This is a genomic window from Acinetobacter sp. YH12145 (assembly GCF_013418335.1).
Lineage (GTDB): Bacteria > Pseudomonadota > Gammaproteobacteria > Pseudomonadales > Moraxellaceae > Acinetobacter > Acinetobacter amyesii.
Map to the genome: position 1 here is coordinate 85,530 of NZ_VPCE01000013.1, position 25,701 is coordinate 111,230.

The window sequence follows — 25,701 nt, forward strand, 5'->3', positions numbered from 1 at the left end:
GCGACTACCTTAAATAAATGAGCTAGGCAAAATCGCAATAATAGGATGTAACTTTTTAATATCGGATTGCAGGAATTCTACCTGTCGTTTTTGATCTAGACTTGCAAATTGCCATGTATCATCTGTTTGCTGTATCGCGTTTAAAATTAAATTTAAGCCATTTCGCAAATATACACAGGCTAGATCCGATCTCTCTACCCCTCGCCGTTCATCACAGACCACAAGCCAACCCTCTTGTAATACAGGGGTATAATACGACGCTGTGATGCGAATGAAATACAGGTCTTGAGTGTTTTTAAATAATGCTGAATATTGAGATGAATCATTTGAAATCGGTTTTAACGAAAATGCCTGTGTCTCAACCACCTGCATTTCAAAAAGGACCAAGCTTGCTTGCTCCTCAGTGCACTTGTCTTGTTCTATAAACTGAACTTCATGATCTAAACTTCCCTTAATGAGTCCCAATTGTGACTCTAATTCACGTGCAAATTTCTCTCCAATCTGCCGATGACTATTTAATAATTGGGAAATTAAAGGAACTGATAAGCCAAAATGTTCACATACGGCTTTACCATTTTTAAAAGGGCCAATTGACACCCAATGATCGATAGCTCGTGTTAAATTCTGTCGACGCTTTTCAAAAAGCTCTGAAGGCAGCATAAGCACTCAATTTTATAATTTCTCTCCCCCCAATATAATAAAAAAACCCGCGCGCAGCGGGTTTTTTATACAACTTTATTTTTAGCTACCTTGTACCAATCGACGTGCGCTAATAATGCCTGGTTGTTGCTCTAAACGTGCCAACAGTTTCGACAACTGCGCCAAGCCTTTCACTTCAATCAACAGCTTCATATTGGCAATACCATCACTCTCGGAAATGGTATTCACCTGACGAATATTGATTTGGTCTGAGAAAATCACTTGAGTCAGATCTTTAAGCAAACCACGACGGTCATAAGCTTCCACCACGATTTGCACACTTTGACCACGAGTTGGCTGCATTTCCCAATCCGCTTCAACCGCACGTTCAGGCTCTTGCCCAATCATACGGATATAATCCGGACATGCGACCTTATGGATACTTACGCCACGATTCAGTGTGATATAACCGGCAATCGATTCACCATGCACAGGCTGACAACACTGAGCAATGTGTAGTTCTACATTGTCCAAACCATCAATCAAAATACCATGCGCCGAAAGCGTATGACTTGCACGTGGGTTCAAGGTTGGTTTTAACACCAGTTCAGGCTCATCCTGATCGAGGTGCATATGACGGTTAACCTGATTGATTAAAGCATGCAAGCTAATGTCACCACTCACCAAGCCAATCAATATATCTTCACCCAATTTCACATTAAAATGATTGCAGTAATCATTCAAATCGATACTTTTCGGGTGAATCGCCAAACGTGACAATTCTTTATTCAGAATCTCACGTCCCACTTCCAAGTTTTTACTACGGTCTTGCTGACGGAACCAATGACGCAACTTATCACGTGCACGAGCCGTCTTGATATAACCCAGCGAGTTTACCAACCAATCTCGGTTAGGCTCACGATCTTTCTTGGTTAAAATCTCGACCTGTTCCCCAGTTTTTAGGGTATAGGTTAAAGGTACATAACGTTGGTTCACCCGTGCTGCATAGCACTTGTTGCCCACTTCAGTATGCACATGATAGGCAAAGTCAAGCACGGTCGAACCGCGTGGTAATTCTTTGATATCACCATCACGACTGAACACATAGATTTTCTCAAAATCCTCAAACTCTTGGATTTGTTCGAAGTTTTCAGAAGCCTCATCTTCTTTATGGGCGCTAGCATCATTTCGTTCTTGATAATGTTCAAGCACTGCACGCAAAGAATGTAAGCGATGATTAAATGAATAATCTGTGGTTTTAGAACCCTCTTTATAGTTAAAGTGCGAACACACCCCGAGTTCAGCTTCTTCGTGCATATTGTGCGTACGAATTTGCACTTCTAAAGATTTGTTCTCTGCAATCACGGCCGTATGCAGTGAGCGATAACCATTGGCTTTCGGGTTGGTAATATAATCATCGAACTGATGCGGAATATGACGCCAAATCTGATGAACGATCCCCAGTGTGTGATAACACTCAGGTACATTATCCACCAAAACGCGAACTGCTCGAATGTCATAAAGCTGATCAAAGCTCAGGTTCTTACTCTTCATTTTTCGATAAATCGAATAAATGTGTTTCACCCGTCCATTAATCTCGGCCTCAATGCCATGATCTAAGAGTTCTTTACGCAACTTTTCTGTCACGAACTGAATATATTGTTCACGCTCTAAACGTTTTTCATTCAGTAAAGAGGCAATTTCTTTATAGCGTTCAGGTGCAAGATAACGGAAAGCAAGATCTTCAAGCTCCCACTTAAGCTGTGCAATTCCTAAACGGTGCGCAAGCGGCGAGTAAATAGTTAAAATTTCTCGTGCGACACGCTCTTGACGCTCTTTGGTTGAGTGCGCCAACTCACGTAATGCATAGGTACGTTCAGAAAGTTTGATTAATACAACACGAACATCTTCGGTCACAGAGATCAGCATTTTATAAATGCCGGTCAAATGTTCACGCTGATTATTATTAAAATGATCTTCTAAACGTTTATTTTGCTCGATCAGGTCAGACAACTTACCCATGGCAAGCGTGCCTTTCACCAAAGCATGCACTTGATCGCCAAATTTGCTTTGGACTTCTTCTAAACTGGTTACGCCTTCACGAACACTTCGATACAGCATGGCAGCTGATAACGTATCTTCATCCGCATACAGATGAGCAAGAATATCCGCCATTTCAATACCCGTATAGAAGGTATTCGAGCGATGGTTGACCGTTGTTTCAAGTTCATTCTGTAAGGTCAGATGGGCAACTTCTTCGAGTTGCTTTAGAGGAGCCCCGTCAAACATGCCACTCACACGTTCTAGCCATTCAGCTAGATCATGCTGTGCTTGCTCGGCATGTTCTACAGTCGTTTCCTGTGACAACTCATTGAGACGTCCAGGTAATTGTTCACGTACTGTGACCATACCCTACTCCTAGTTTTCTACGCTTCATAACTTTTGATCGTTTATCTGATTTTCTTTTTCGAACAAAGCAATCGATTCGACATGCCCTGTATGGGTAAACATGTCCATGACACCCGCTTTTTTCAAACGGTAGCCTTGTTGTACCAGCATTCCAGCATCGCGTGCTAGTGTTGCAGGATTACATGACACATAAACGATTCTTTTTGCACAAAATTTGGGCACATAACGCATTATTTCTTCTGCACCAGAACGTGGTGGGTCTATCAATAATGCATCAAATCCTTGTTTTGCCCAAGAATGATGCGAAAAATCTTTTGTTAAATCTTGTGAATAAAATTTCAGTTGCGAAAGGCCATTGTTTTGTGCATTTTCTGCACCACGCTGAACCATTTCTTCACTCCCTTCAACTGCAATGACTTGACCCGTTGAACCCACACATTGAGCAAGTGGTAAAGAAAAGTTTCCTAAGCCACAAAACAGATCTAGAACTCGCTCACCTTGTTGTAACTGAAGCAATTCACATGCCAGTTTCACCATTTGCGGATTAATCGTGGAATTCACTTGTGTGAAGTCCTGAGGATTAAAGCCAAATTCCACAGCAAAGTCACTTAGACCATAGTGCAGACGCATCGGTGCATCGGGATGATCCACACGATGTAAGCTGTCTGGCCCTTCAGGTTGTAAGTACAGTTGCCACTCTTTATGTAACGCAAATTTTACTAATTGGTTGACATCTTCCGCGCAAAGTTCCGCCGTATGACGAATTAGGAGGGCAATTTCTTGATCTCCCATGGCCAGTTCCATATGCCCAATATCTGCTTTACCTTGCAGACTTTGTAACAATTGTTTGAGTGTGGTGATGGAGCCAAACTCACGATCCAACACCATACAACGGTCAATCGAAGTCAGTTTATTTGACTGGCTTTCACGAAAGCCAACCACAAGCTTATCTTTTGCAGATAGGTAACGCACACCAATACGTGCTTTGCGACGGTAATCTTCACGCAATGAACGTAAAGGAGCTAACCATTGATCAGGTTGTATCCCAGCAAAATGTTGCAAATGTGATTGTAAAACATCTTGTTTTAAACGAATTTGCTCGTCGGGATGGATATGTTGCATGCTACAACCACCGCAGACCCCATAATGTGGGCAGGCCGGTTTTACTCGTAGTGTAGACTCTTCACTCAGCAACTCCAGACTGTCTGCTTCTTCAAGGCGCTTAACGACATTGGTAATACGCGCACGCACGGTTTCACCCGGCAAGGCATAACGGATAAAGACTTTCTTACCGTGTTTTTCTGCAGGATGATCTGGATGCGTCCCAAAGTGCGCTATGCCTCGCCCCTCATGTGAAAGCGATTCAACCTGAAATGTATAAATGGGTTGTTGGGCTTTTTGGGGTTTGGCTTTGTGTTTCATGCGTACCTAATGTGTGGAAGATAGGAAATCAGATTGGGTGAATTCGGTGCGCTGCGAGGTTTGCTGCCATACCGATAAAAAGTCAGCGTGTTGCGGCTGAGTTTGTAAATATTGAATCGTACTTTGAATCAGGTGCTGATGATCATTTAACAATAACTGTCCTTTCAGCAACAGCCAGCGTAAATAAATCAACCATGTATTGAGCACATCACCTTCACAGTAGCTGGTCAGTTCCGTCCACTGTTGTTCGCGTACATATTCAGGCACATGGTAGCCACCATCACCACGTTTACCGGGGAAACCGAGTAAATGTGCTGCATCGTCAAGTTTTTGAAAATGACGACCATGGAACATGGCCATGACATCCATCAAATCTACATGACGATGATGATAACGATTCTGGTAGTTATTATAGCGCTTTTGCGTATCAATCTCGCCCTGATCGAACAAACTTGGTGCAGATAGTCCGTGATACATGGCACGGAACAAAATTACAGGCAAATCAAACTGCGAACCGTTCCAACTGACCAAGGTCGGATGACGCTTTTCAAAAATAGAAACGAATTTTTTTAAAATTTCCGCTTCGCTATTGTCTTCACGGCTAAATGAAAACAACTTCATGCCCTTTTCATCAATCCATAGTCCAGAGATACAGACAATTTCATGCAAGGCCAAACGCTGAAAATCCGTGCCCGCCTCTTGGCGACGCAGTTTAGTCAGCGCTGCATCTAAATCCACCTCAGGCAGATCCAGTCCATACAAATGCGCACCTGACTTCAAATCTGTCAGTGTTTCGATATCAAAAATTAAAACAGGTAAACGCATAAGTACTCACCAGTGCCGATCGGCCACTGTAATTATTCAGGATCAACAACAGAGAATAGACCAGTAGACAAGTAGCGGTCACCACGGTCACATACGATGCAAACAATCACGGCATCCGGATTTTCTTCAGCCAATTTAACTGAAGCCCATACCGCACCACCCGATGAGGTACCTGCACTGATACCTTCTGTACGTGCTAAACGACGAGCCGTTTTTTCCGCTTCAATTTGCGGAATATCCATAATGCGATCAACACGTGAAGGGTCAAAAATCGTAGGAAGATATTCTTGTGGCCAACGGCGAATACCAGCAATATTTGAGCCTTCAGACGGTTGTAAACCGACAATTTGAATATCCGGATTTTGTTCTTTTAAATATTTCGAAATCCCCATAATGGTCCCAGTGGTTCCCATTGAGCTGACGAAATGTGTAATTTTACCGCCTGTTTGTTTCCAAATCTCAGGCCCCGTAGTGAGGTAATGTGCTTCCACATTGTCCGGGTTACCAAACTGGTTTAGGACTAAACCTTTGCCGTCTTTTTCCATTTGAAGGGCAAGATCACGTGCTTCTTCCATGTTTTCAGATTCGATCAGTTCAGCACCGTAGGCACGCATGGCATCTTTACGCTCTTGGCTAGAACTTGCAGGCATGATCAAGGTCATTTTATAGCCACGCATTGCTGCAACCATAGCTAAAGCAATCCCTGTATTTCCGCTCGTCGCTTCAATCAACGTATCACCCGGTTTAATCTGACCACGCTTTTCCGCTTGCATAATCATGTTATATGCAGGGCGATCTTTGACCGAACCCGCTGGGTTATTGCCTTCTAACTTGGCTAATACTGTTGCTTGAGTATGACTTGCCAGACGCTGTAAACGCACTAACGGCGTGTTGCCGACGTAATGGTCTAATAAAAAATCGTCTGCTTGAAAATCAGGGGTTGTATTACTCATTATTCACACCTATATCGAGGTGCGCCTATTGTATGAAAAAATGCCTTTGCCTGCACCCATTTGCCTCGCTTTTTCGCGAAAGTGATTAAAGCACAATCAGTTTTAAATAATCCATGCTAATATTCGGGGCATAAGGAATAAACTGCTTAAACCATGTCAAATATCAACAAAAAGCTTTTTAAACGCCTACACTTAAATCATGCCTATGGTCAGTTGATTGCACTTATTTTCGTGCCGATCACCATTTTGGCTTGTGTCGGTGCGATGTTGGTAATAACAGAAACCTCCAATGCAGCCAAAGCACAACAAAAACAAATGGCTGTCGCGATTCTGACACGCTATCAACCCACGTCAGAATCTGCGATTGATTTGCTGAATCATTACCCTTGGCAGTTTGATCAAGCTCGTAATGCCATGCAAAGCATGTTGAACGAAAAACATTTGATTCGTGCCGCGATTTTAGATCTCAAAGGCAACAACCGCCTGAGCATTGGCTTTCAAGATCAAGATATTTGGCCTGCTTTAAACAGTAAAGCATCTTTTATTGGACCGATTGCACATCAGGGTAACCATATTTATGCCCTGAAAATTTCAGATTCAACCCAGACCCCAGCATGGTTAAGCATTGAACTGGACAATCAACCGTTGCAAATTGCCCGCTATCGCGTGTTAATCGTGTTGATTGCAACGGGTTTATTGACGCTCCTATTACTTTTGCTGTGTTTGAATTTTTATTCACGTCGTTGGATCGCACCAATGTACGAAATTCGCATGCAGTTACAACGTTTAAATGCCGACACTCTAGATCAGCACATGATCATTAACAGTACTGGAGAACTCCGGTTATTACAGCGTGATATAGCCAATGTGGTTAAACGCTTACATTTCAGTTTCTTAGAGCTACGTGAACATACCGAACAAACGGAAGATGACTTAAGACGCACGCTTGATACTTTAGAAGTGCAAAATATTACCTACCGTCAAGCACGTGACCAAGCAATTCAAGCCAACCAATCAAAATCAGTGTTTTTGGCCAATATTTCCCATGAACTGCGCACACCGCTGAACAGTATTGATGGCTTTATTCATCTTTTACTGCGCCAAGGCAACCTCAGTAATGAACAAAATTTATATCTACAAACGATTCGTAAATCTTCTGCGCATTTATTGGCTTTAATTAATGACGTGCTTGATTTCTCGAAAATCGATGCAGGCAAACTAGAACTCGAAACTGCGCAATTCGACTTAGAAGAAGCCGTCTTTGATGTGATGGATATGTTGTCGCCATTGGCAGCACAAAAACACATCGATATGACCTTCTACTATGCGGACAATGTGCCGAAATTTGTGGTTGGTGATGTCCTACGCTTCAAGCAAATTTTGACCAACTTAATTTCAAATGCAATTAAATTCACTCCAGATGGTGAAATTATTGTCCGTGTCCGTATGGAGCATGATGACATCGGTCAATGTCTGCTGCACTTTAGTGTGCAAGACAGTGGTATCGGCCTAAGCGGTACCGACCGTAAGAAACTGTTTGAATCCTTCTCGCAAGGTGATGCATCTGTTACCCGTCAATTTGGTGGTACAGGTTTAGGTCTTGCCATCTCCAAACAATTGGTCAGCCTGATGCATGGACAAATTGGTTTTGAAGATAACCAAGAACGTGCCCCAACGGAAAAAGGTTCAACCTTCTGGTTTACTGCGCGCTTTGTGGTCGATGAAGAAATTGAAATTGTGCATCCACAATTTAGCAATCTACAAGTCGTTTCCTACTTAGCACATCCAGCAACCGCCAATGTCCTGCGTCATTACTTAGAAAATTATGATGTTGAACATATTGAAACGCAGTCGATCCTTGATTTATTTAGTCGACTCAATCAGCTAAAAACCAATGAAAATACCTGGTTGATCGTCGATCACAGTGGTGACTCCGAAGCCTTACTGAAAGAAATTCGTCATCGTTATAGCGGTAACTTAGCAGTTTATGGCTACCAAATGATGCTCGATCCAAACATGTTGAACGAGTACCGTGCACGTCCATTGCATCAACCGCTCAGCCGTACAGCGCTGATTCAGTTGTTGAGTAATGAGCCGTGGTTTGATCAGGAGCAACATGAAGAATTTAATGGTCAAGGTCTGCATATTTTGGCAGTCGACGACCATTTACCAAACCTGATTGTGCTTGAGGCCCTGCTCTCTGAGTTGAATGTGAAAACCACCAAGGCTTTGAGTGGACAAGAAGCCATTGAAATCATTCAAGCTCGCCAAGAGCAAGGTTTGACAGCTTTTGACCTCATCTTTATGGATATTCAAATGCCAGTGATGTCAGGTGTCGATACCACGCGTGCCATTCGTTCACTTGAGTCGACTTTTGAAAATCATAAGCGCCTTCCGATTATCGCTTTGACGGCACATGCGCTCTCTGATGAAAAACAAAAGCTTCTGCAAAGTGGTATGGATGACTATGTCACCAAGCCCATTCAAATGGATCAAATTATTCAAATCTTGACCCAGTGGACTACCGATAACTTTAAGAAAGTGCCGGTTTTAGAGCGCAGTTCGGTGATTGAAGCCCTAGAGCCAAGTATTTTAGATTGGCAGCAAAGCTTGCAGTTGGCCGCGAATAAAGAAGATCTTGCAGTCGATTTACTGAAAATGCTCGTCGATAGCTTTGAGCAAGAAATCCATGAAATGGCACAGCTCATCGAAGATGAAGATTTCCCACAATTAGAGCATGTACTACATCGGCTTTATGGCGCAACCCGCTATGTGGGCGCTCCAACCCTCCAAGAGGTTTCAGGTCAATTTGAGCAATTTGTTTCGACTTTACGTAAGGAACGCCGTAAAGCAGATGACGCTTTTGTCCAAGAAACCCTGAACCGTTTTGATGAGTTAAAAAATGTCATGGCGCAAGTTGAACACGCAGCTCAACAAATCTTAGCCAAACAAAATAATTAAGCGCAGTCCGACTAAAGTCAGTGCCGTCTAGCTTCTGTTGTGACTGCACTGTCATGTATCCTGTCAGGGTGCATGCTATGCTCGGGCGCAGAAACAACAAGAGTAATTACCATGGCTTTATTACGTGTAGAAAAAAATAATGGCATTGCAACGGTTTACTTAAACCGTCCAGAAAAACGTAATGCAATGAGCTTTGCATTGCTCAAAGAATTGGTCAGCACCGCTGAAAAATTAAAAAAAGATCGTAGCTTACGCTGTGTCATTTTAACGGGTGAAGCCAATGTATTTAGTGCTGGCATTGATTTGGCTGACCTAAATGATCCGAAAAATCGTGCCTACGCCGCGTGGGAACTGTTAAAGCCCGGTCAAAGTTTATTTCAAAAAGCCTTTCTGATTTGGCAACAACTTCCTGTGCCGGTGATTGCCGCACTTGAAGGCTTTTGTTTTGGTGCAGGCATGCAACTTGCCTTGGCTGCCGATATCCGTATTGCCCACCCGAAAACGCAAATGTCGATTATGGAAAGTCGTTGGGGTTTAGTCCCTGATATGGGCTTAACTCGCTCGCTCAAAGGTGTGATTGGACTGGATTTAGCCAAAGAATTAACCTTAACAGCACGTATTTTTGACGCAGAATATGCCAAGGATATTGGCTTAGTGACGCATTTAAATGAACAGCCTTTGCTTCAAGCGCAGCAGTTAGCCGAAGAATTATCACAACGTTCACCAGATGCCTTGGCAGCGGCAAAACAAGTGCTAGATGCCATGGAACATAGTCCAAAACGATCTTTACGCTTAGAAAAAATCTGGCAATTAAAATTACTGCTCGGCAAAAACAGCCAATTGGCACGTAAAAAAGACAAGAACCCAGAGGTTCAGTTTTTACCACGCCAATATAAGTAAAATAGTCACACAGGATAGATTGAGTACCGCATATGGCTTTTGATCGTAATACAAAAATTGCATTTCTAGGTATGGGGCTGATGGGTAGCCGTATGGCCACGCGTCTCATTCAGGCAGGATTTGAAGTTGCGGTGTGGAACAGAACTGCTGCTGCGTGTGATGAGTTGATTGCGATTGGCGCGACAGCGCTTCAATTGGAGAAGATTGCCCATTATCCTGTGGTTTTATCTTGTCTCGCAGACGATGCTGCTGTTGCTGCGGTATATGCAAGCATCGAAAATCATTTAGCGGCAGGACAAATTATTGTCGATTTTTCGAGTCTTTCTGTGAATCAAACTCATCAATTGGCTCATGCTGCAAAGTTGAAACAAGTCACTTGGATTGACTCTCCTGTTTCTGGAGGCACAGCAGGTGCTGAACAAGGCACTTTGGTCATCTTTGCCGGTGGTGATGCTCAAACGATTCAAGATTTGAGTCTGATCTACAATGTTTTATCTCAACGTGTTACTCGCATGGGCGACTCAGGTACAGGTCAAGCCACCAAAATTTGTAATCAGCTGATCGTCGCTGCCAATAGCACGTTAATCGCAGAAGCTGTCGCATTGGCCGAGAAGTCAGGTGTAGACACCTCTTTATTAGCGCCAGCGCTTGCCGGTGGATTTGCAGACTCAAAACCTTTTCAGATTTTAACCCCACGTATGGCAACGCATCAGTTCGAACCCGTGCAATGGAAAGTTCAAACTTTATCTAAAGACCTGAATAATGCAGTTCAACTGGCTGCCCAGTTTGAATTAAGCATCCCTGTTGCCAGCCTTGCTTTATCGCAACTCAAAGCCCATCAGGACAATGGTTTTGCAGAAAAAGATTTAGCCACCATCATTCAACATGTCGAACAAAACTAACAACTCCCACTTTAGAAGTGAATTGCTTCAAGGACGATATACATGACACAGCTCGCGGTTAATTTATCCATGATTTTTACCGAAGTGCCGTTGTTAGAGCGTTTTGCTTTGGCTCGTGAACACGGTTTTAAGCATGTAGAAATTCAGTTTCCGTATGAGCTGAGTATTGAGCAGATCCAAACCCAACTCACCATCAATGATTTAAGCCTGTGTTTAATCAATGTCCCTGCGGGTGATTTGATGCAAGGCGGTGATGGTCTTGCGGGAGTTCCGGGGCGTGAAAATCAATTTCATCAGGCTTTAGAACAATGCATTCGCTATGCCACTGCGTTAAATGTACCGAGTGTCAATATTTTAGCCGGAAAACAGCCACAAGATGCCGACTTGCTCCCATGTTTAAATACCCTGTCGAGCAACCTCAAACTGGCGTGCCACATGTTGTCTGAACATCATATTCAACCGGTATTTGAAATGATTAATGGCACTGATATGCCGCGCTTTTTGGTGCAAAATATTGCCCAAGCTCAGGAAATGCTTGAAGCTGTACAACACTCTACTTTGAAGATGCAATATGACTGCTACCACATGGCGATGATGGGTGAAGATATCCTCAGTACTTTGGCAGAAAATATTCAGGATATCGGTCACATACAGTTTGCTGACTGTCCGGGGCGACATGAACCTGACTCAGCGCAGATTCCATTTGCAGAGATTTTTAAATGGTTAGATCAAAGCCAATATACAGGTTACATCGCGGCTGAATACCGACCACGAAGCAACTCATCACATTCTTTTGCGTGGAAAGACAAATACTTCCCTCATTTAGCCAATGGTCAATGACGTGTTGATTTGAAATTCATCAACAAAACCGCTATATTAGAACATGTAAAATTGTCAGGAAATCATACCCTCTATGAATTTAGAACCATCGCCCAGCGCTTCTAATTCTCACGATCTCGCAAATATCAAAGATGTACAAGCTTGTTTAGCTGTTGTACGTGAAGCACTTGAAGATGTAAAAGCCAAAGATATTGTTGAACTTGATATCAAAGCAATCAGCAATGTCGCAGATGCGATTGTTATTGCGAGCGGTACTTCAACTCGTCACATTAAGTCTCTTGCAGACAACGTGGCAGAAGAAGCACGTAAAGCTGGATTCCGCCCGATTGGCGTTGAAGGCGAACGTGATGCAGAATGGATCCTGATTGATCTCGGTTTTGTAGTGGTACATGTGATGTTACCTACAGCACGTAAATTCTATGATTTAGAAAGCTTATGGCGTACAGCTCCAGAAACTGTAGCTTAAGCTTCCAGAAAAAAGCGACCTAATTAGGTCGCTTTTTTTATCCCTTGATTTCATACACGGACAATCAGCTTCATGGTGTTTTACCCCCTACACTAAAGCAGTTGATGTAAATCTACCTCAGGATAATTGGCTTTAATTTTCAGCTTGGTTTGAGCATAAACTTGGTCCGCACGCATCGGACCATAAAAGTCACAATACACTTCATAAATGCTCGTTAAAACTTTGGCATAACTGGTCAAGGGCAAAAACTCGACAAAATTCGCCGTATTTATTTGTGCATTTGCCGCAATTGCCAGCCCGATTTCTTCTAATTGCTCAATCACATCTTGGGTGAAATCAGCCTGATCTGTAGATTTCACCGTCAGCATGACTGACTCGATAAAGCCTAAAAAAGCTTCGCTAATGGTCTCTGCAATGAGCTCGTCTTCTTGCTCCTGCTCCTGCGGTTTTTCAACCCTTAACAGTTCCTGCTTTTCTAAGGTAGATAACTCATACAAAACTTGCTTCAGCATATCTTTACGATAAAAGCGTAGCTCTTCTGTAGTACAGATATCATTTAAGAAGCGATTCAATACAAATGACGGTTTCATGCTGTACTGCTGTTCCCAGTGCCGTAGCGCACTGTCGAGTAAAGTCCCATGAATAAATTGTTGTAAGCCTTTTTCTAAAGCTTCGCGGCGTTGTGCCAAATTTAACAGTTCGGTGCTCATTGCTTTACTCCTGTTAATGACGCTTGGTCATATCATCCGTTTCAAAAGTCACATCTTTTTGAAACTCGGGATAAGACAATTCAGCATGTTCGGTATAATCCAAACCACGTTGTTCATGTTGCTTACTCACACGTAAGCCACCCAACAATTTGTCCAAGACCTTAAATACAATGAACGCAACACCAAAGCCCCATAAAAAGGCTGCAATCACCCCAAGCCCTTGTATTGCGATGACATCGCCATTAAACATATTATTTTCAAGGAAGATCCCTGCAGCCAATGTTCCCCATGCGCCACAGAAACCATGTACCGTCACCGCATCCACCACATCATCCAGTTTCATTTTTTCCATGAGCATTGGTAGGAAGGTCACCATAATACCTGCACATAAACCGGTGATGACCGCATACAGTGGAGACATCGTTGCACAGCCTGCCGTAATGGCAACTAAACCACCCAGTGAGGCATTGATCGTGCTGCGGATCAAAATGGCTTTAGATCGGATGAGACAGAGCAACATATATGCAACCGCTGCAGCACACGCTGCAAGGTGCGTATTTAAAGCAATACGTCCTACGCTGACATTGGCATTAATGGTCGAGCCTGCATTAAAACCAAACCATGCTAACCATAAAATAAAACCACCTAATGCCACTAATGGTAAGTTATGCCCCGGTAAATAATGGCTTTGCCCATTGCGTCCAAATCGTCCCAAACGTGGACCCAATACGATAATGCCCGCTAAGGCCACCCAGCCACCCATCGAATGCACCACGGTCGAACCTGCAAAATCGATAAACCCGAGTGCTTTTAACCAACCGTCTCCGCCAAATAAACTGCCCCATGCCCAACTACCAAAGACAGGATAAATCAAACCGGATACAACGGCCGCACTCACCACATAAGCGACAAAATGAATCCGCTCTGCCATCGCACCACTGGCAATAGTGGTTGCCGTTGCAGCAAACATCATTTGGAAAAATAGAAGGTTCCATTGCCAATCATCCAGTTGATCGGGTGCAAAATGACTTAAGCCAAACAAGCCCGTGGTATTAACCCCAAACATCAGACCAAAACCCACCAGCCAAAACACCAGACCACCCAAGCAGGCATCCATGTAGTTTTTCATGAGTACGTTCACGGTATTTTTACTGCGAACTGAACCACTTTCGATCATGGCAAATCCGGCTTGCATAAAGAACACCAAGATACCGCCCAGTACCACCCAAATACTGTCGAGTGAAATACGAATGTCTTGAATATTACTGGCGATTTGCGGGTCAACTGCCCATGCAGTCGATGTCAGAACACTCAGAAACAGTGCCATCAAGTATGTTTTTTTCATGATTACTCCCCCAAGAATAACCATGCTGTGCAAAAAGAATACCAAATTTCAGACAATTAATTATTTTTCAATGCATTGCATCACAAAATCAGTTCGCAACGATGTTCTGAATCACTGAGATTGAATTTAATGAAACAAAACAGCGCATCGATCTGCACCTTGTTTTCAAAATACGCATCAATTTGATTCAAGCACCTGATGCGCTAAATATTTGTGCACTTTTAGTGTGAAGCATCCATTAATCAAAAGCGAAGAAAATAAAAGCAAAGAAAACAAAAAACCACCCGAAGGTGGTTTTAAATCTTCCTCAATCCCGCTTTATCACAGCGGGACTTTGGCAATATGAATTAATGACCGCCGCCATTAATGGCTTTTGTCATATCTTCCACAACTTTCTTCGCATCACCGAAGATCATCATCGTTTTATCATTATAGAACAAGTCATTATCTAGACCTGCGTAGCCTGTAGCCATAGAACGTTTGATCACCATAATGGTACGTGCTTTATGTGCTTCAAGGATTGGCATGCCGTAAATTGGAGAACTTGGATCGTCTTTTGCCGCTGGGTTCACAACGTCATTCGCACCAATCACCAGTACTACATCTGTTGCTGGGAAGTCTGAGTTGATCTCGTCCATTTCAAGAATGTCTTCGTATGCAACATCAGCTTCAGCTAAAAGTACGTTCATGTGACCCGGCATACGACCTGCCACTGGGTGAATCGCAAAACGAACTTTTACACCTTGCTCTTTTAAGATTTCACACAATTCTTTCACGGCATTTTGTGCACGACCTTGCGCCATACCATAACCCGGTACGATCACCACGCTGTCCGCATTTGACATCAAGAAGCCAGCATCGTCTGCAGAACCTGAACGGTGATTACGCTGTGCTTTTTCACCATTATCCGCTGCAGCTACTGCGGTACCACCCATTGCACCACCAAACAAAACGTTGATGATTGAACGGTTCATGGCTTTACACATGATGTAAGACAGAATCGCACCTGATGAACCAACCAGTGAACCTGCAACAATCAGCATGTTGTTTTCAAGCGTGAAACCAATCCCTGCTGCAGCCCAACCTGAGAACGAGTTCAGTAGCGATACCACCACTGGCATATCACCACCGCCTACTGGCGCAATCCATACCCAACCAAATGCAAGTGCAAGAACAGTCATTGCCCAGAAAGCATTCATGTTGCCAGTAGTGAAGAAGTAGATACCACACGCCAACATCGCAAGGAAAATTAAGGCTTGAACAGGTTTTACCCATCCACCTGAAATGGTTTTTGCCCATTTCTTCGCAGCCAATTTACCGTAAGCAAATACCGACGCTGTGAATGTAATCGCACCAACGAAACAGCCTACAAACAATTCAAATAAATGAACTTTGCTCATGTGGGCATGTTCTACACCCGCTGCTGTTAATACCGCTTCATTCTCCGCGAATGCCGCAGTCAATAGGTTATTGTGTAGAATCGCAGCGATCGCAATCAGTACCGCAGCCAAACCGACCAATGAGTGCATCAGTGCCACAGTTTCAGGCATTTGCGTCATCGGAACTGTTTTTGCACGTGCAATACCAACGACTGCACCCAACACCATTGCACCCACAATCATCCAAATCACGGGATGATCTGCGACAAAGAATGTGGTGATTACAGCAATCGCCATTGCGATCATGCCGTAACGGTTACCCTGAATCGCAGTTTTTGGACCAGACAAACCGCGCAACGTTAAGATAAAAAGAACGGCACCAATCAGGTAGAACCAATCCGCATATTCTTTAATGAATTCCATGGATTAACCCTCTTTTTTCTTTTGCTTAGGTTTGAACATTTCAAGCATACGTGCAGTCACCGCAAAGCCACCAAAAATGTTGATACTTGCAAGGAAAACGGCAATCGCACCTAAAATACTCACCACGTTAATGCTTTGGAACTGTACGCTTGCATCCACAATACCTGGGATACCAACGGTTTGAATCATCGCACCAACGATAATGATCGATGACAAAGCATTGGTTACAGCCATTAATGGTGTATGTAGTGCAGGTGTTACCCCCCAAACCACGTAGTAACCAACAAAGATTGCCAAGACAAAAATAGTAATCGTTTCAACCATGATGATTCTCCTTAACCACGTTTCAGCAGCACTTGGCCGCCATGAGTGACAAGTAGTGCTTTTTGAATTTCTTCTTCAGGGTTAATTGCGAAGTTCTTTTCGCTATCAAACAGGGTTTCAATGAAATTCAAAACGTTACGTGCGTATAGTGCCGACGCTTCAGTCGAAACTGTTGAAGGAATATTTGGAATACCGAGAATTTTCACGCCATTTGCAGTCACAACATTTTCGCCGCAGACAGAACCTTCAACGTTCCCGCCAGTTTCAACCGCCATATCTAGAATGATTGAGCCCGGTTTCATTTTGGCAATAGTTTCTGCTTTGATTAAACGTGGTGCGTCACGACCCGGCAATAATGCAGTCGTAATCACGATGTCAGCATTCGATACGGCTTTATCAACAATAATCGCTTGATCACGAATGTAGTCTTCACCCGGCATCCAGCCATAACCATTTTTCGCAGCATCGGCTGCTTTTTGTTGCTCTTCTGGTGACATTGGTACGTCTAACCATTTACCACCCAAAGATTCAACTTGGTCACGTGCTGTAGGACGTAAATCAGTTGCTTCAACTACGGCACCTAAACGTTTCGCTGTTGCAATGGCTTGTAAGCCTGCAACACCTACGCCCATGATCACAACACGTGCAGGTTTTACTGTACCTGCTGCTGTCATCAACATTGGGAACATACGTTGATATTCTGCCGCAGCCAAAAGCACAGATTTATAACCTGAAAGGTTGGCTTGAGATGAAAGTACGTCCATGTTTTGCGCACGAGATAAGGTCCGTGGCAAAAGTTCCAATGCAAATGCAGACACGTTTTGTGACGCAAATTGGTCAAGTTCGGTGTTGCGGTAAGGGTCAAACATCCCCACAACGGTGGTACCCGCTGTGAGTTTTTGAATTTCGTCACCTTTAGGCGCACGAACTTTCAAAATCATTTGACTACCGGTATAGGCATCATCCGTAATTTTGGCACCAACTTGTTCATAGGCACTATCGATGTAAGCAGCGTTTACCCCTGCTCCACGTTCAATAACGACGCTATGACCAGCGCTGATCAACTTCTTTACTGTTTCAGGCGTCGCAGCGACGCGATTTTCACCGACAACAGTTTCGGCTGGAATTCCGATCTGCATGAGCGTTCCTCAAGCTAATTTTTCTTAAGTAAACATCGCAATCCGCGATGTCTCCCCTCAGGATGTGTTTTTGTACAATTTTTGGATTCTAATTGAACTTTTTTAAAATACTACCCAATATTTATTTAATAAATACCCATATTTTGAACTCATGATTCATGAAAAGAATAGTGCGATATTTCATTTATTCAGTTTTATTTGTCGATTTATTACTCATTTTTATCCTATTTATAACTTTTTAATATTACTTAAGACCAAAAACATAAATAATTTCGCTGGTTTTAGTGCAGATTGTTTCAGTGCGTTGATCATTGTGACATTTTCATTCGACAACTAATGACCTGAACGTGTCGTGAAAAATCGACTTAAGTCAGGTAAAGCCACTCTTTCATGCAGACTGCATCAGCTCGTTGACTCATTTGACAGTTTTGACGTGCTGACCTGCATTGAAAACTGAATTTTTTCTGCCACAGTCTCGTCAAATCGGTCAGCTTGAATATCCGATGGATTTTTGCGCACATTTCGGGTTTATTGAGATCTTGCTCTCCCCACCTGATGCTTCGCCTTAACTTAGAATTGCCTTTTTTAGCTAAAAAAATAATTTTTTGAATATTTAGCATCATGATATCGCTACTGACTTTCTATCCCAAAAAAACACTATTGCACCATTTATGTGCAATTTTCACCTTAAATGTTTCAGCCTGATATATTTGACCTGCCGAGTCATGTTGAGATTAAAAAATTCAAAACCAAATTGGTCATTTCTTCCGCTGTTTTTCATGTTTGATCTAGCAATCCCTTATGCATAAAGGAATAAGTCCTATTCTTTTTTTGCATTTTTACTCACACGATGCATTTTTTATAATCAAAATGACAGTTCAAATTTATCGAAACAATGCTGTCGAATTCGTTCAGTCGTCATGAGGCACACCTTAACTTATGTCAAGAAACCTTAGTCCGCACTTCATCGGTGCAATTTTTGCGTTGATTGCTGCCTTCTTGTTTAGTACCAAAGCGATTTTTATTAAGCAAGCCTATGCACTTTCTCCTCTTGTCGATGCCACTGTCCTCATGGCTTTACGCATGATGAGTGCATTGCCGTTTTTCTTGGTCATTGCATGGCTGAGTCGACGTTCCTATCAAACGATTCAACGAAAAGATTGGGTGCTCTTGCTCATTTCAGGATTAATCGGCTATTACTTTTCGAGTTGGCTCGACTTCCGTGGCTTGATGTATATCAGTGCTTCGCTTGAACGAATTATACTTTTCCTGTATCCCACATTAACCGTACTGGCTTCCGCTGTTTTATTCAAAAAGCCACTGAGTTTTAAAACCATCCTTGCCCTGATTTTAAGTTATGGCGGGACATTGTTAGTGATGCTACAAGAACAAAATGCCACACCACATGATCAGTACTTTTGGCTCGGATGTAGTTTGGTTTTTGCCAGCGCCGTGCTATTTGCAATTTACTTATTGCTCACGCCTGGCCTCATGCAAAAGTTTGGTTCTTTACACTTTACCGGTCTAGCCCTGAGCATTGCCTGCGTTGGGACGATTATTCATTTTCTATTTGCAACATCGCAGCCCATTGCTTTGCTTCAACAACTCCCGAGTCATGTCTGGCTGTATGGTTTAGCGCTCGGACTATTGGTTACCGTACTTCCAACCATTTTGATGATGCAAAGTATCGTCCGACTTGGGGCTGCACAATCGGCTATGATTGCCTCTATCGGGCCCATTTTAACGATTTTACTGGCTGTCGCGTTGTTGAATGAACATTTAAACCTATGGCAATGGGTCGGTTGCGGTCTGAATATGCTGGGTGTCTTGATGATCAGTCTCAGTAAGAAATCCTAAACCCCTACTTGGATACTATTCACAGAGAAACACTTTAAGACCTGTTTGATTTTCCTTATAGTGACCACAACAGCGTGGCAGCAAATTCTTTGCATACGCTTCCGCCCAAAATCTGGAAAATTTATGAAAGCCTCGATCGACATTAGCCATGATAAAACTTTGTTGTGGCTTATGGCTGCTGCATGTGGTTTATGTGCGGGTGCCAATTATTATTGCCAACCTTTAGTCGCTTCTATCCAACAAAGCTTTCAAATTCCACAATCAGAGGTGGCGCTAACCGTCACCTTTGCGCAAATTTCTTATGCTTTGGGTCTACTGTTTATTGTGCCGATTGGCGATATTGTGAATAAAGCCAAATTTATTCCTCTGCTCATGCTTGGTGCAACTGTCGGTTTAGCCCTCTGTGCTTTTTCAACCAATCTATACATGCTTTGGGCCGGAACCATTATCACCGGGCTATTTTCCGTAGCTGCTCAGGTTCTTATCCCTTTGGTCACTGTTGCGATACGACCCGAAAAAATTGGTGCTGTTGTTGGCTTTTTAATGAGTGGGTTATTGGTCGGCATTCTGTTATCGACCAGTCTCTCTGGCTTATTGTCCTATCTGTTTCATTGGAAATCGATTTACATCCTCAGTGCGCTCTTGATGTTGGTATTAGCCGTCTTACTCAAAAAACGTTTGCCCGTGGTCAGCATCACACGGATGCCCTACAGCCAAGTTTTCCAGTCCATGGGTGCATTACTCAAACATGAGCCACGGTTAATTTTCCGATCTCTGATTGGGGGCTGTGTCTTTGCTGCGATGAGTATGCTGTTTTCCACCATTGCCATGTTACTGACTGAGCCACCTTTTCATTTGGCAGATGTTTGGGTCGGTGTCGTGACTTTAGTTGGTGTGTTTGGTGCCCTATCAACACAGTGGATCGGGCGTTGGGCGGATTTGGGTTTCAATAGAAAATTAACTTGGCTCGGTTGCAGCATCTTAGCCCTCAGTTGGGGACTGCTGTATATGGGTGGATCGTCTCTTGCCTTTTATATTTTGGGCTATGGTCTAATCAACCTCGGTTTGGCAATGGTGCATAGCTGTAATCAAAATATTATTTTCCAACTCAACCCGATTGCACGCTCTCGAATCAATTCAATTTACATGACTTTTTATTTTGTCGGTGGTGCATGTGGCTCAGCTTTGGGCGTATTTGCATGGCATCATGGCGGCTGGACCACCACCTGCATGACAGGGATTGCCTTAGTGATTACTGCTGGATTTTTTGTATTGATCGATCAACTCTATACTGCACGGCAACTAAAATATCCACAATGAACTGTATGGATCATTACTCTAAAGCCACATTACTGTGGCTTTATGTTTTTGAAATTAACTGACTTGCACCACAGGATAAAAGGGTTTGCCTAAATCCAAGGTTTCTGCATTTTCCAAAAGAATCACCATAAATACTGGTAAGAGTGCCGACAGTATTGTGCAGCCATCTTGAAGTTGTTTGCGATTGACCGAACTTTTATAGGTCGCGCCGCCATGAACCATTTGATTGCGTAGCGTATACATGCGATTGAACAGCACCATTAAAATATCAACGGAATCTTTTTCTTTAAGCGCGCGTAGTACTTTTTGTTTTTCATGCGCCAAGCCCTCTTTGCATGCGTCATGGCTAATTTTTTGATTTTGATAATCCCAAAAACCTTGATAAACATAGGGATTATCTAAAAATAACCGTATCGGCTGGCTAAAACGCTCCCATAAAATATTATAGATTTTATGCTCTGCATCCTTTTGGCAAATCACATATAAAAACTGTCTTAAGCTTTGCTTGTCCTGCGCAATCTGTAAGTCTTGCGCATATATTGCGTTGAAGGACACCCACAAACTGATAAATTGCAAATCGAGGTCATCTTGAAGATCAATCGACTTTTTCAGCCAACTTAAACCTCGATGAATGCGTAAATTAAATTGGTCGGTATGTTCCGACTTTTTACTTTTGAATATTTCTTCAAGTAGCATCATGCCTGCTAAATTCCAATGGATAATTCGTTTATTTTTCTACCATTTGAACTTAGCGCAATTGTTTACCGGCATGCAATCAAAATATCTCTGTATTCAACTATTTGGTTTCATCTTGTGTAAGATAGGTATAACGTTCTAACAGATCATTTTCATCAAAAATCAATTCATAGGACATTTTCTTTCCATTAAAAACGGATTCGGCAGGTGTTCCTAAAAGTTCCCATAACCCCACGGTCGCCACATCTGCAGCACCATGCCAAAATGCACGTCCGACTTTACTGGCAGTCGAATAACCTTGGGTAAAAGTATAAATTTCATGTCGTTTGCCATTTTTATATTCAGAGGTGATTGGTGCACCAAATTCAGCAATCACCAAGTTACGAGATAGCCCTTGTTGAATCATTTCGGTATTTTTCTTGTTTGGCTGCTTGCTTGCCATGACAACTGAACAGCCTGTTGTGCCTGACAATGTAAAAACTAAAGCTATTCCTAAGCAGGTCTTTTTCATCATGTGGTATTCCCCAAATTCTTCACATTTCTATTTTTAATTTTTGATTTTCATCTGCTGTTGATCTTAATTGTTTCTTTCATCTTTTTCATTTTTTTATACGACTATTCGTCTGATTTTTAGAATGATTAGCGCCTGAAAGATTCACATTTATAAAGTTTCAGACTGAATAATGCTTTAAGTGAATCAATGTTCTGTTGGTGGCGATGTCAGTGGAACGAACCAGTTTTTCCAAGAACTACTGTGCCGAGTTTCAATTGCAACGGTAGGGATGAGCTCTTGCTTCAGCATTTTTTCTTGACCGACGGCTTTCGCCAACCGCGCTTTGACCGAGTGTATACACTCACGGTCTTCAAACTCACAGCGGTCAAGGTTGGAGCCACCACAGGGTCCATTGGCTAATCCTTTGGGACAGGTTTCAGGACAAATATATAAGGTTTCGCCTAAACGACATTGTCCACAACTTTCACAGCCCACAATGCCATGTTTACTAATAAATTCTGTTTTCAGCAAGGCCGCATCGGCTTTCGGTTTTTGCCATAATTTTGCCGAAAAAATATAAGATCCAGCCCCTTTGGCCAGTTTTGAACTAAAAAATAACTCATGCATGACATGCATACTTTTATATTTCAAAACCTGTTCAACTGGAGCCTTATGGTTATTTGCGCCCGTCGGTTGGAAGTTCACCTCAACACTAGAGCGCCAAAGCATTTTCCATTTTGCTAAACATTGTTCAAACGTTAATGTGGCAAATTGCAAAATTGCTTTTTGCAACTTCTCTTGTTCTTCCGCTTTATGACAGGCCGATAAATGAACCCCTGCATAGCCCAAATGCTGACACATTAATATTTGTAAAGCGCAGCGGGCATAGACATTTTGTTCAGCTTGTATGGCGTCAGTTTGCTGTTCTTGTTGCAAAAAATTTAATACATCTGCTGAAAGCACGATGCCTGCGACTTTTTGCTTGGCCATAAAGCGGGCACGGGTAAAGGTCAGCGGCATGACACAAGCCAATACAGGTACATGTGGATAGTATTGCTGCATATAGTGTTGGTAACTGCTCAACACATCCATGTCAAAGCCCAACTGTGTAATCACATAGTCTGCGCCAGCTTGAATTTTTTTATCCAGTTTAAAAAACTGCGCATCCTTTTCTGCTTCTGCATATTTAAAAGGATTAAATGCTACCCCTAAATAAAACCCGCCAAAGTCTTTGGCTGCCATGACTTGATTGACCGACTCTAAATAACGGCTCCGTAGAGTCGGATCATTTGCCCCATCCTGATGCTGCTTGAGTTTATCACCACTGAGCAAAAGTAAATTCTCTACCCCGTGCTGCTGAGCATCTTTCAGAAAAGTTTGAAAATCTGAGATATCTCGACCTTTCCCCGAATAATGCAGAATTTTTTCAATGCTTTGAGGGTAGTCTTGCATTGCTTCTAAAGGAGCAATATCCGTGTCACTTTGTACTCGGTCAGTCAATGTCATGCACACAGGAAAGCCTGCAAATGTCGTTGGGACCAGATGCGTTTTTTGCGTCGTTAGATATTCAAACGAGATACAAAACTGGCGTTGCAATAGATATTGGGAAAATAAAGACATAAAGGCAGGCAGTTAAATCTGCTGAGAAACCATACAATAAAGTTTATAAAATTATAGATTAATCACATAAAAATTTAAATTACTTAAGCCACACTTCCGACTTTTTCTAGCCTGACCTTGAATATGTCACGCTAGCAAGACCATGCCCCAAACCACAATTTATGCTAATATTGCGCGCGTCTTGAAATGCGGTTTTTTTCATCGTATTTCAGACAGCTTTTGGTATTTCTTCACCATTTTCCATTTCGTTCTTCCATCTTGTTCTTTTAAGGCGTGTTTTTTTAATGACTGATCTCCAACCCATTGAAAATAAACTTCAACCACGAATCAGTGTTGCGCCAATGATGGATTGGACGACTCGTGACTATCGTTTCTTTGCACGTTTGTTTAACCCTAATGTGATTCTCTACACCGAGATGGTCACCACAGGTGCGATTTTATTTGGTGGTGCGAATCGTCATTTGGACTATAACAACGAAGAACACCCGATTGTGTTACAGCTTGGCGGTTCAAATCCTAAAGATTTAGCAACCTGTACCAAGATGGCACAGGACTGGGGCTATGATGAAGTGAACCTCAATGTCGGCTGTCCGAGTGACCGCGTTCAGAACAATAAAATTGGCGCATGCTTGATGGCAGAGCCTGATTTGGTGGCAGAATGTATTACTGAAATGCGAAATGCTGTTGATATTCCAGTGACCGTGAAACACCGCATCGGGATTGATGACATGCAGTCTTATGAAGAAATGCTACATTTTGTCGATACCGTGGCAAAGACTGGCTGTAACAATTTTATCGTGCATGCGCGTATTGCCCTGCTGCAAGGTTTGTCGCCAAAAGAAAACCGTGATGTACCACCTTTACGTTATGAAGATGTTTATCGTCTGAAACAAGAACGTCCAAATTTATTGATCGAAATTAATGGTGGGGTGAAAACCTTTGCTGAGACACAGCAACATTTACAACATGTTGATGGCGTGATGATTGGCCGTGAGGCTTATCACAACCCATACTTATTGGCTGAGATCGGTCAGCTTTGGGATCTCGAATTACCTAACCGTTTCGATATTATCGAGCAGATGCTGCCATATATTGCTAAACGCATGGAAGAAGGTGCGCCACTTTCTATCATTACCCGTCATATTTTAGGTTTATTCCAAAACCTACCGGGTGCTCGAAAATGGCGTCAGGCTTTAAGTGGTGGCAATGCCAAAACCTTTGCCGATGTGGAAAATGCCATCCAAAATATTAAGGATGCAATGCAACGCACAGAAGACTATTTACGTGATCATCCTAAAGTCGTTTTAGAAGATTAATCTTCTAAAAGTAAAAGCCCACTATTTTGCGGGCTTTTTTATTTTCATGCCTCACAAAGTACGTGTTTAGCAACATCGTCACAACTCAGCTAAATCATCTAAACAGTCACATCATTGCTCAATGACTATTGACCGTAATGTTCCCTTTGGGAAAAGGTTCATCATCATAGCCAGTCCATTGATAATCGGATGGATCTTCTTCCTCACGCAAACCCACGTAACTCTCAGGCGTCGATTTAACAGGTTCAATTTCCTCGGTTGGTTGTTCCAATTCTTCAACCAAATGATTCAACTCTTGATCTAACTGCGCCTGATATTTTGCAATTTCAGCTTCGTCAATGAAGGCAAATTGTTCTTCATCTATTTTCCATGCATAGCCTTGCAAATCTTTGTAAATCTCAACCAAAACAGTGTAAGGCTGACCATCGTATTGCAACGTCGCCTGAGCCTTAAAGCTTAATCCCTTACGCTCTAATACTTTTATATTTTGAATCCGTAAATGGTACTGCCGATAATTTGGATTCTGATCAAACTCGTGCTGCATCTGCTGCTCAATCTGCCGAGATAATTCATCTGTCGAGACAAAATAGCTACAACCAGTCAAACTCAACAGTAAAAAAATGGTGAGCCATCGAAACATATTGCATCCCCCATGATGCATTTATTCTTGATGAAAAAGTCAGACCGATCACAGATTCCGATCCAAACATTCCTCATTGTTTGCTTCATAATAGCCAATAAAACACACAGTACAAGCCAAAT

22 protein-coding genes are annotated in these 25,701 nt (G+C 42.6%); 8 read left to right on the plus strand and 14 right to left on the minus strand.

The window, feature by feature from the left end:
- Positions 1-9: 9 nt before the first annotated feature.
- From FTU80_RS13225 to cysM, 5 genes are all read right to left on the minus strand, one after another.
- Entirely contained in the window at positions 10-660 is a 651-nt protein-coding gene (locus FTU80_RS13225) for a hypothetical protein (protein WP_180085549.1), read from the minus strand.
- Positions 661-741: 81 nt separating this feature from the next.
- Complete coding sequence (locus FTU80_RS13230) at positions 742-3,048, minus strand: bifunctional (p)ppGpp synthetase/guanosine-3',5'-bis(diphosphate) 3'-pyrophosphohydrolase (RefSeq protein ID WP_078194183.1); 2,307 nt, start codon at positions 3,046-3,048, stop codon at positions 742-744.
- A gap of 24 nt (positions 3,049-3,072) precedes the next feature.
- Positions 3,073-4,470, minus strand: coding sequence for a 23S rRNA (uracil(1939)-C(5))-methyltransferase RlmD (gene rlmD, locus FTU80_RS13235; protein ID WP_180085551.1), 1,398 nt, complete (start codon positions 4,468-4,470; stop codon positions 3,073-3,075).
- Between the two features lie 6 nt (positions 4,471-4,476).
- Entirely contained in the window at positions 4,477-5,295 is an 819-nt protein-coding gene (locus tag FTU80_RS13240) for a 3'-5' exonuclease (protein WP_180085553.1), read from the minus strand.
- A 32-nt stretch (positions 5,296-5,327) separates the two neighbouring features.
- Positions 5,328-6,248, minus strand: a complete 921-nt coding sequence (gene cysM / locus FTU80_RS13245) for a cysteine synthase CysM (protein ID WP_078191278.1) — start codon at positions 6,246-6,248, stop codon at positions 5,328-5,330.
- 153 nt (positions 6,249-6,401) lie between these two features.
- Here cysM and FTU80_RS13250 point away from each other — a divergent pair, with 153 nt between their 5' ends.
- From FTU80_RS13250 to rsfS, 5 genes are all read left to right on the plus strand, one after another.
- On the plus strand, positions 6,402-9,209 hold the full coding sequence (locus FTU80_RS13250) for an ATP-binding protein (protein ID WP_180085555.1): 2,808 nt from the start codon (positions 6,402-6,404) through the stop codon (positions 9,207-9,209).
- 111 nt (positions 9,210-9,320) lie between these two features.
- A complete protein-coding gene (locus FTU80_RS13255; RefSeq protein ID WP_180085557.1) occupies positions 9,321-10,109 on the plus strand; it encodes a crotonase/enoyl-CoA hydratase family protein in 789 nt (262 codons plus the stop codon).
- 32 nt (positions 10,110-10,141) lie between these two features.
- Positions 10,142-11,011: an NAD(P)-dependent oxidoreductase gene (locus FTU80_RS13260; protein ID WP_180085559.1), complete on the plus strand. Its 870-nt coding sequence runs from the start codon at positions 10,142-10,144 to the stop codon at positions 11,009-11,011.
- A gap of 42 nt (positions 11,012-11,053) precedes the next feature.
- Complete coding sequence (locus FTU80_RS13265; protein WP_078191282.1) at positions 11,054-11,851, plus strand: hydroxypyruvate isomerase family protein; 798 nt, start codon at positions 11,054-11,056, stop codon at positions 11,849-11,851.
- Between the two features lie 73 nt (positions 11,852-11,924).
- Positions 11,925-12,317 carry a ribosome silencing factor gene (gene rsfS, locus FTU80_RS13270; protein ID WP_086178424.1) on the plus strand — a complete coding sequence of 131 codons (393 nt, stop codon included), beginning with the start codon at positions 11,925-11,927 and terminating at the stop codon, positions 12,315-12,317.
- A 92-nt stretch (positions 12,318-12,409) separates the two neighbouring features.
- Here rsfS and FTU80_RS13275 read toward each other — a convergent pair whose 3' ends face one another.
- The 5 genes from FTU80_RS13275 to FTU80_RS13295 all read right to left on the minus strand — a co-directional run bounded on the left by FTU80_RS13275 (position 12,410) and on the right by FTU80_RS13295 (position 17,637).
- Positions 12,410-13,027, minus strand: a complete 618-nt coding sequence (locus FTU80_RS13275) for a hypothetical protein (protein WP_180085561.1) — start codon at positions 13,025-13,027, stop codon at positions 12,410-12,412.
- Positions 13,028-13,040: 13 nt separating this feature from the next.
- Positions 13,041-14,372 carry an ammonium transporter gene (locus FTU80_RS13280; protein ID WP_180085563.1) on the minus strand — a complete coding sequence of 444 codons (1,332 nt, stop codon included), beginning with the start codon at positions 14,370-14,372 and terminating at the stop codon, positions 13,041-13,043.
- 347 nt (positions 14,373-14,719) lie between these two features.
- The gene (locus tag FTU80_RS13285) at positions 14,720-16,174 is read right to left on the minus strand and encodes an NAD(P)(+) transhydrogenase (Re/Si-specific) subunit beta (RefSeq protein ID WP_180085565.1); all 1,455 of its coding nucleotides are present in this window, start codon (positions 16,172-16,174) and stop codon (positions 14,720-14,722) included.
- Between the two features lie 3 nt (positions 16,175-16,177).
- The gene (locus FTU80_RS13290) at positions 16,178-16,498 is read right to left on the minus strand and encodes a proton-translocating transhydrogenase family protein (RefSeq protein ID WP_078191287.1); all 321 of its coding nucleotides are present in this window, start codon (positions 16,496-16,498) and stop codon (positions 16,178-16,180) included.
- Positions 16,499-16,509: 11 nt separating this feature from the next.
- Complete coding sequence (locus tag FTU80_RS13295) at positions 16,510-17,637, minus strand: Re/Si-specific NAD(P)(+) transhydrogenase subunit alpha (RefSeq protein ID WP_180024569.1); 1,128 nt, start codon at positions 17,635-17,637, stop codon at positions 16,510-16,512.
- A gap of 939 nt (positions 17,638-18,576) precedes the next feature.
- Between FTU80_RS13295 and FTU80_RS13300 the strand changes: the two genes are divergently transcribed.
- Entirely contained in the window at positions 18,577-19,494 is a 918-nt protein-coding gene (locus FTU80_RS13300) for a DMT family transporter (RefSeq protein WP_180085567.1), read from the plus strand.
- Between the two features lie 123 nt (positions 19,495-19,617).
- Positions 19,618-20,814 (plus strand): MFS transporter, encoded by a 1,197-nt coding sequence (locus FTU80_RS13305; protein WP_180085569.1) that lies wholly within the window; start codon positions 19,618-19,620, stop codon positions 20,812-20,814.
- Between the two features lie 54 nt (positions 20,815-20,868).
- Here FTU80_RS13305 and FTU80_RS13310 read toward each other — a convergent pair whose 3' ends face one another.
- The 3 genes from FTU80_RS13310 to FTU80_RS13320 form a co-directional block, all read right to left on the minus strand.
- Positions 20,869-21,513: a HEPN domain-containing protein gene (locus FTU80_RS13310; protein WP_180059445.1), complete on the minus strand. Its 645-nt coding sequence runs from the start codon at positions 21,511-21,513 to the stop codon at positions 20,869-20,871.
- 97 nt (positions 21,514-21,610) lie between these two features.
- Positions 21,611-22,021: a hypothetical protein gene (locus FTU80_RS13315; RefSeq protein WP_180085598.1), complete on the minus strand. Its 411-nt coding sequence runs from the start codon at positions 22,019-22,021 to the stop codon at positions 21,611-21,613.
- Positions 22,022-22,207: 186 nt separating this feature from the next.
- Complete coding sequence (locus tag FTU80_RS13320; RefSeq protein ID WP_180085571.1) at positions 22,208-23,623, minus strand: methylenetetrahydrofolate reductase C-terminal domain-containing protein; 1,416 nt, start codon at positions 23,621-23,623, stop codon at positions 22,208-22,210.
- Positions 23,624-23,907: 284 nt separating this feature from the next.
- Between FTU80_RS13320 and dusA the strand changes: the two genes are divergently transcribed.
- Positions 23,908-24,939, plus strand: a complete 1,032-nt coding sequence (gene dusA, locus FTU80_RS13325) for a tRNA dihydrouridine(20/20a) synthase DusA (RefSeq protein WP_180085573.1) — start codon at positions 23,908-23,910, stop codon at positions 24,937-24,939.
- Positions 24,940-25,057: 118 nt separating this feature from the next.
- Here the strand turns inward: dusA and FTU80_RS13330 are convergent, their stop codons facing one another.
- Entirely contained in the window at positions 25,058-25,579 is a 522-nt protein-coding gene (locus FTU80_RS13330) for a hypothetical protein (protein ID WP_180085575.1), read from the minus strand.
- Positions 25,580-25,701: the final 122 nt, after the last annotated feature.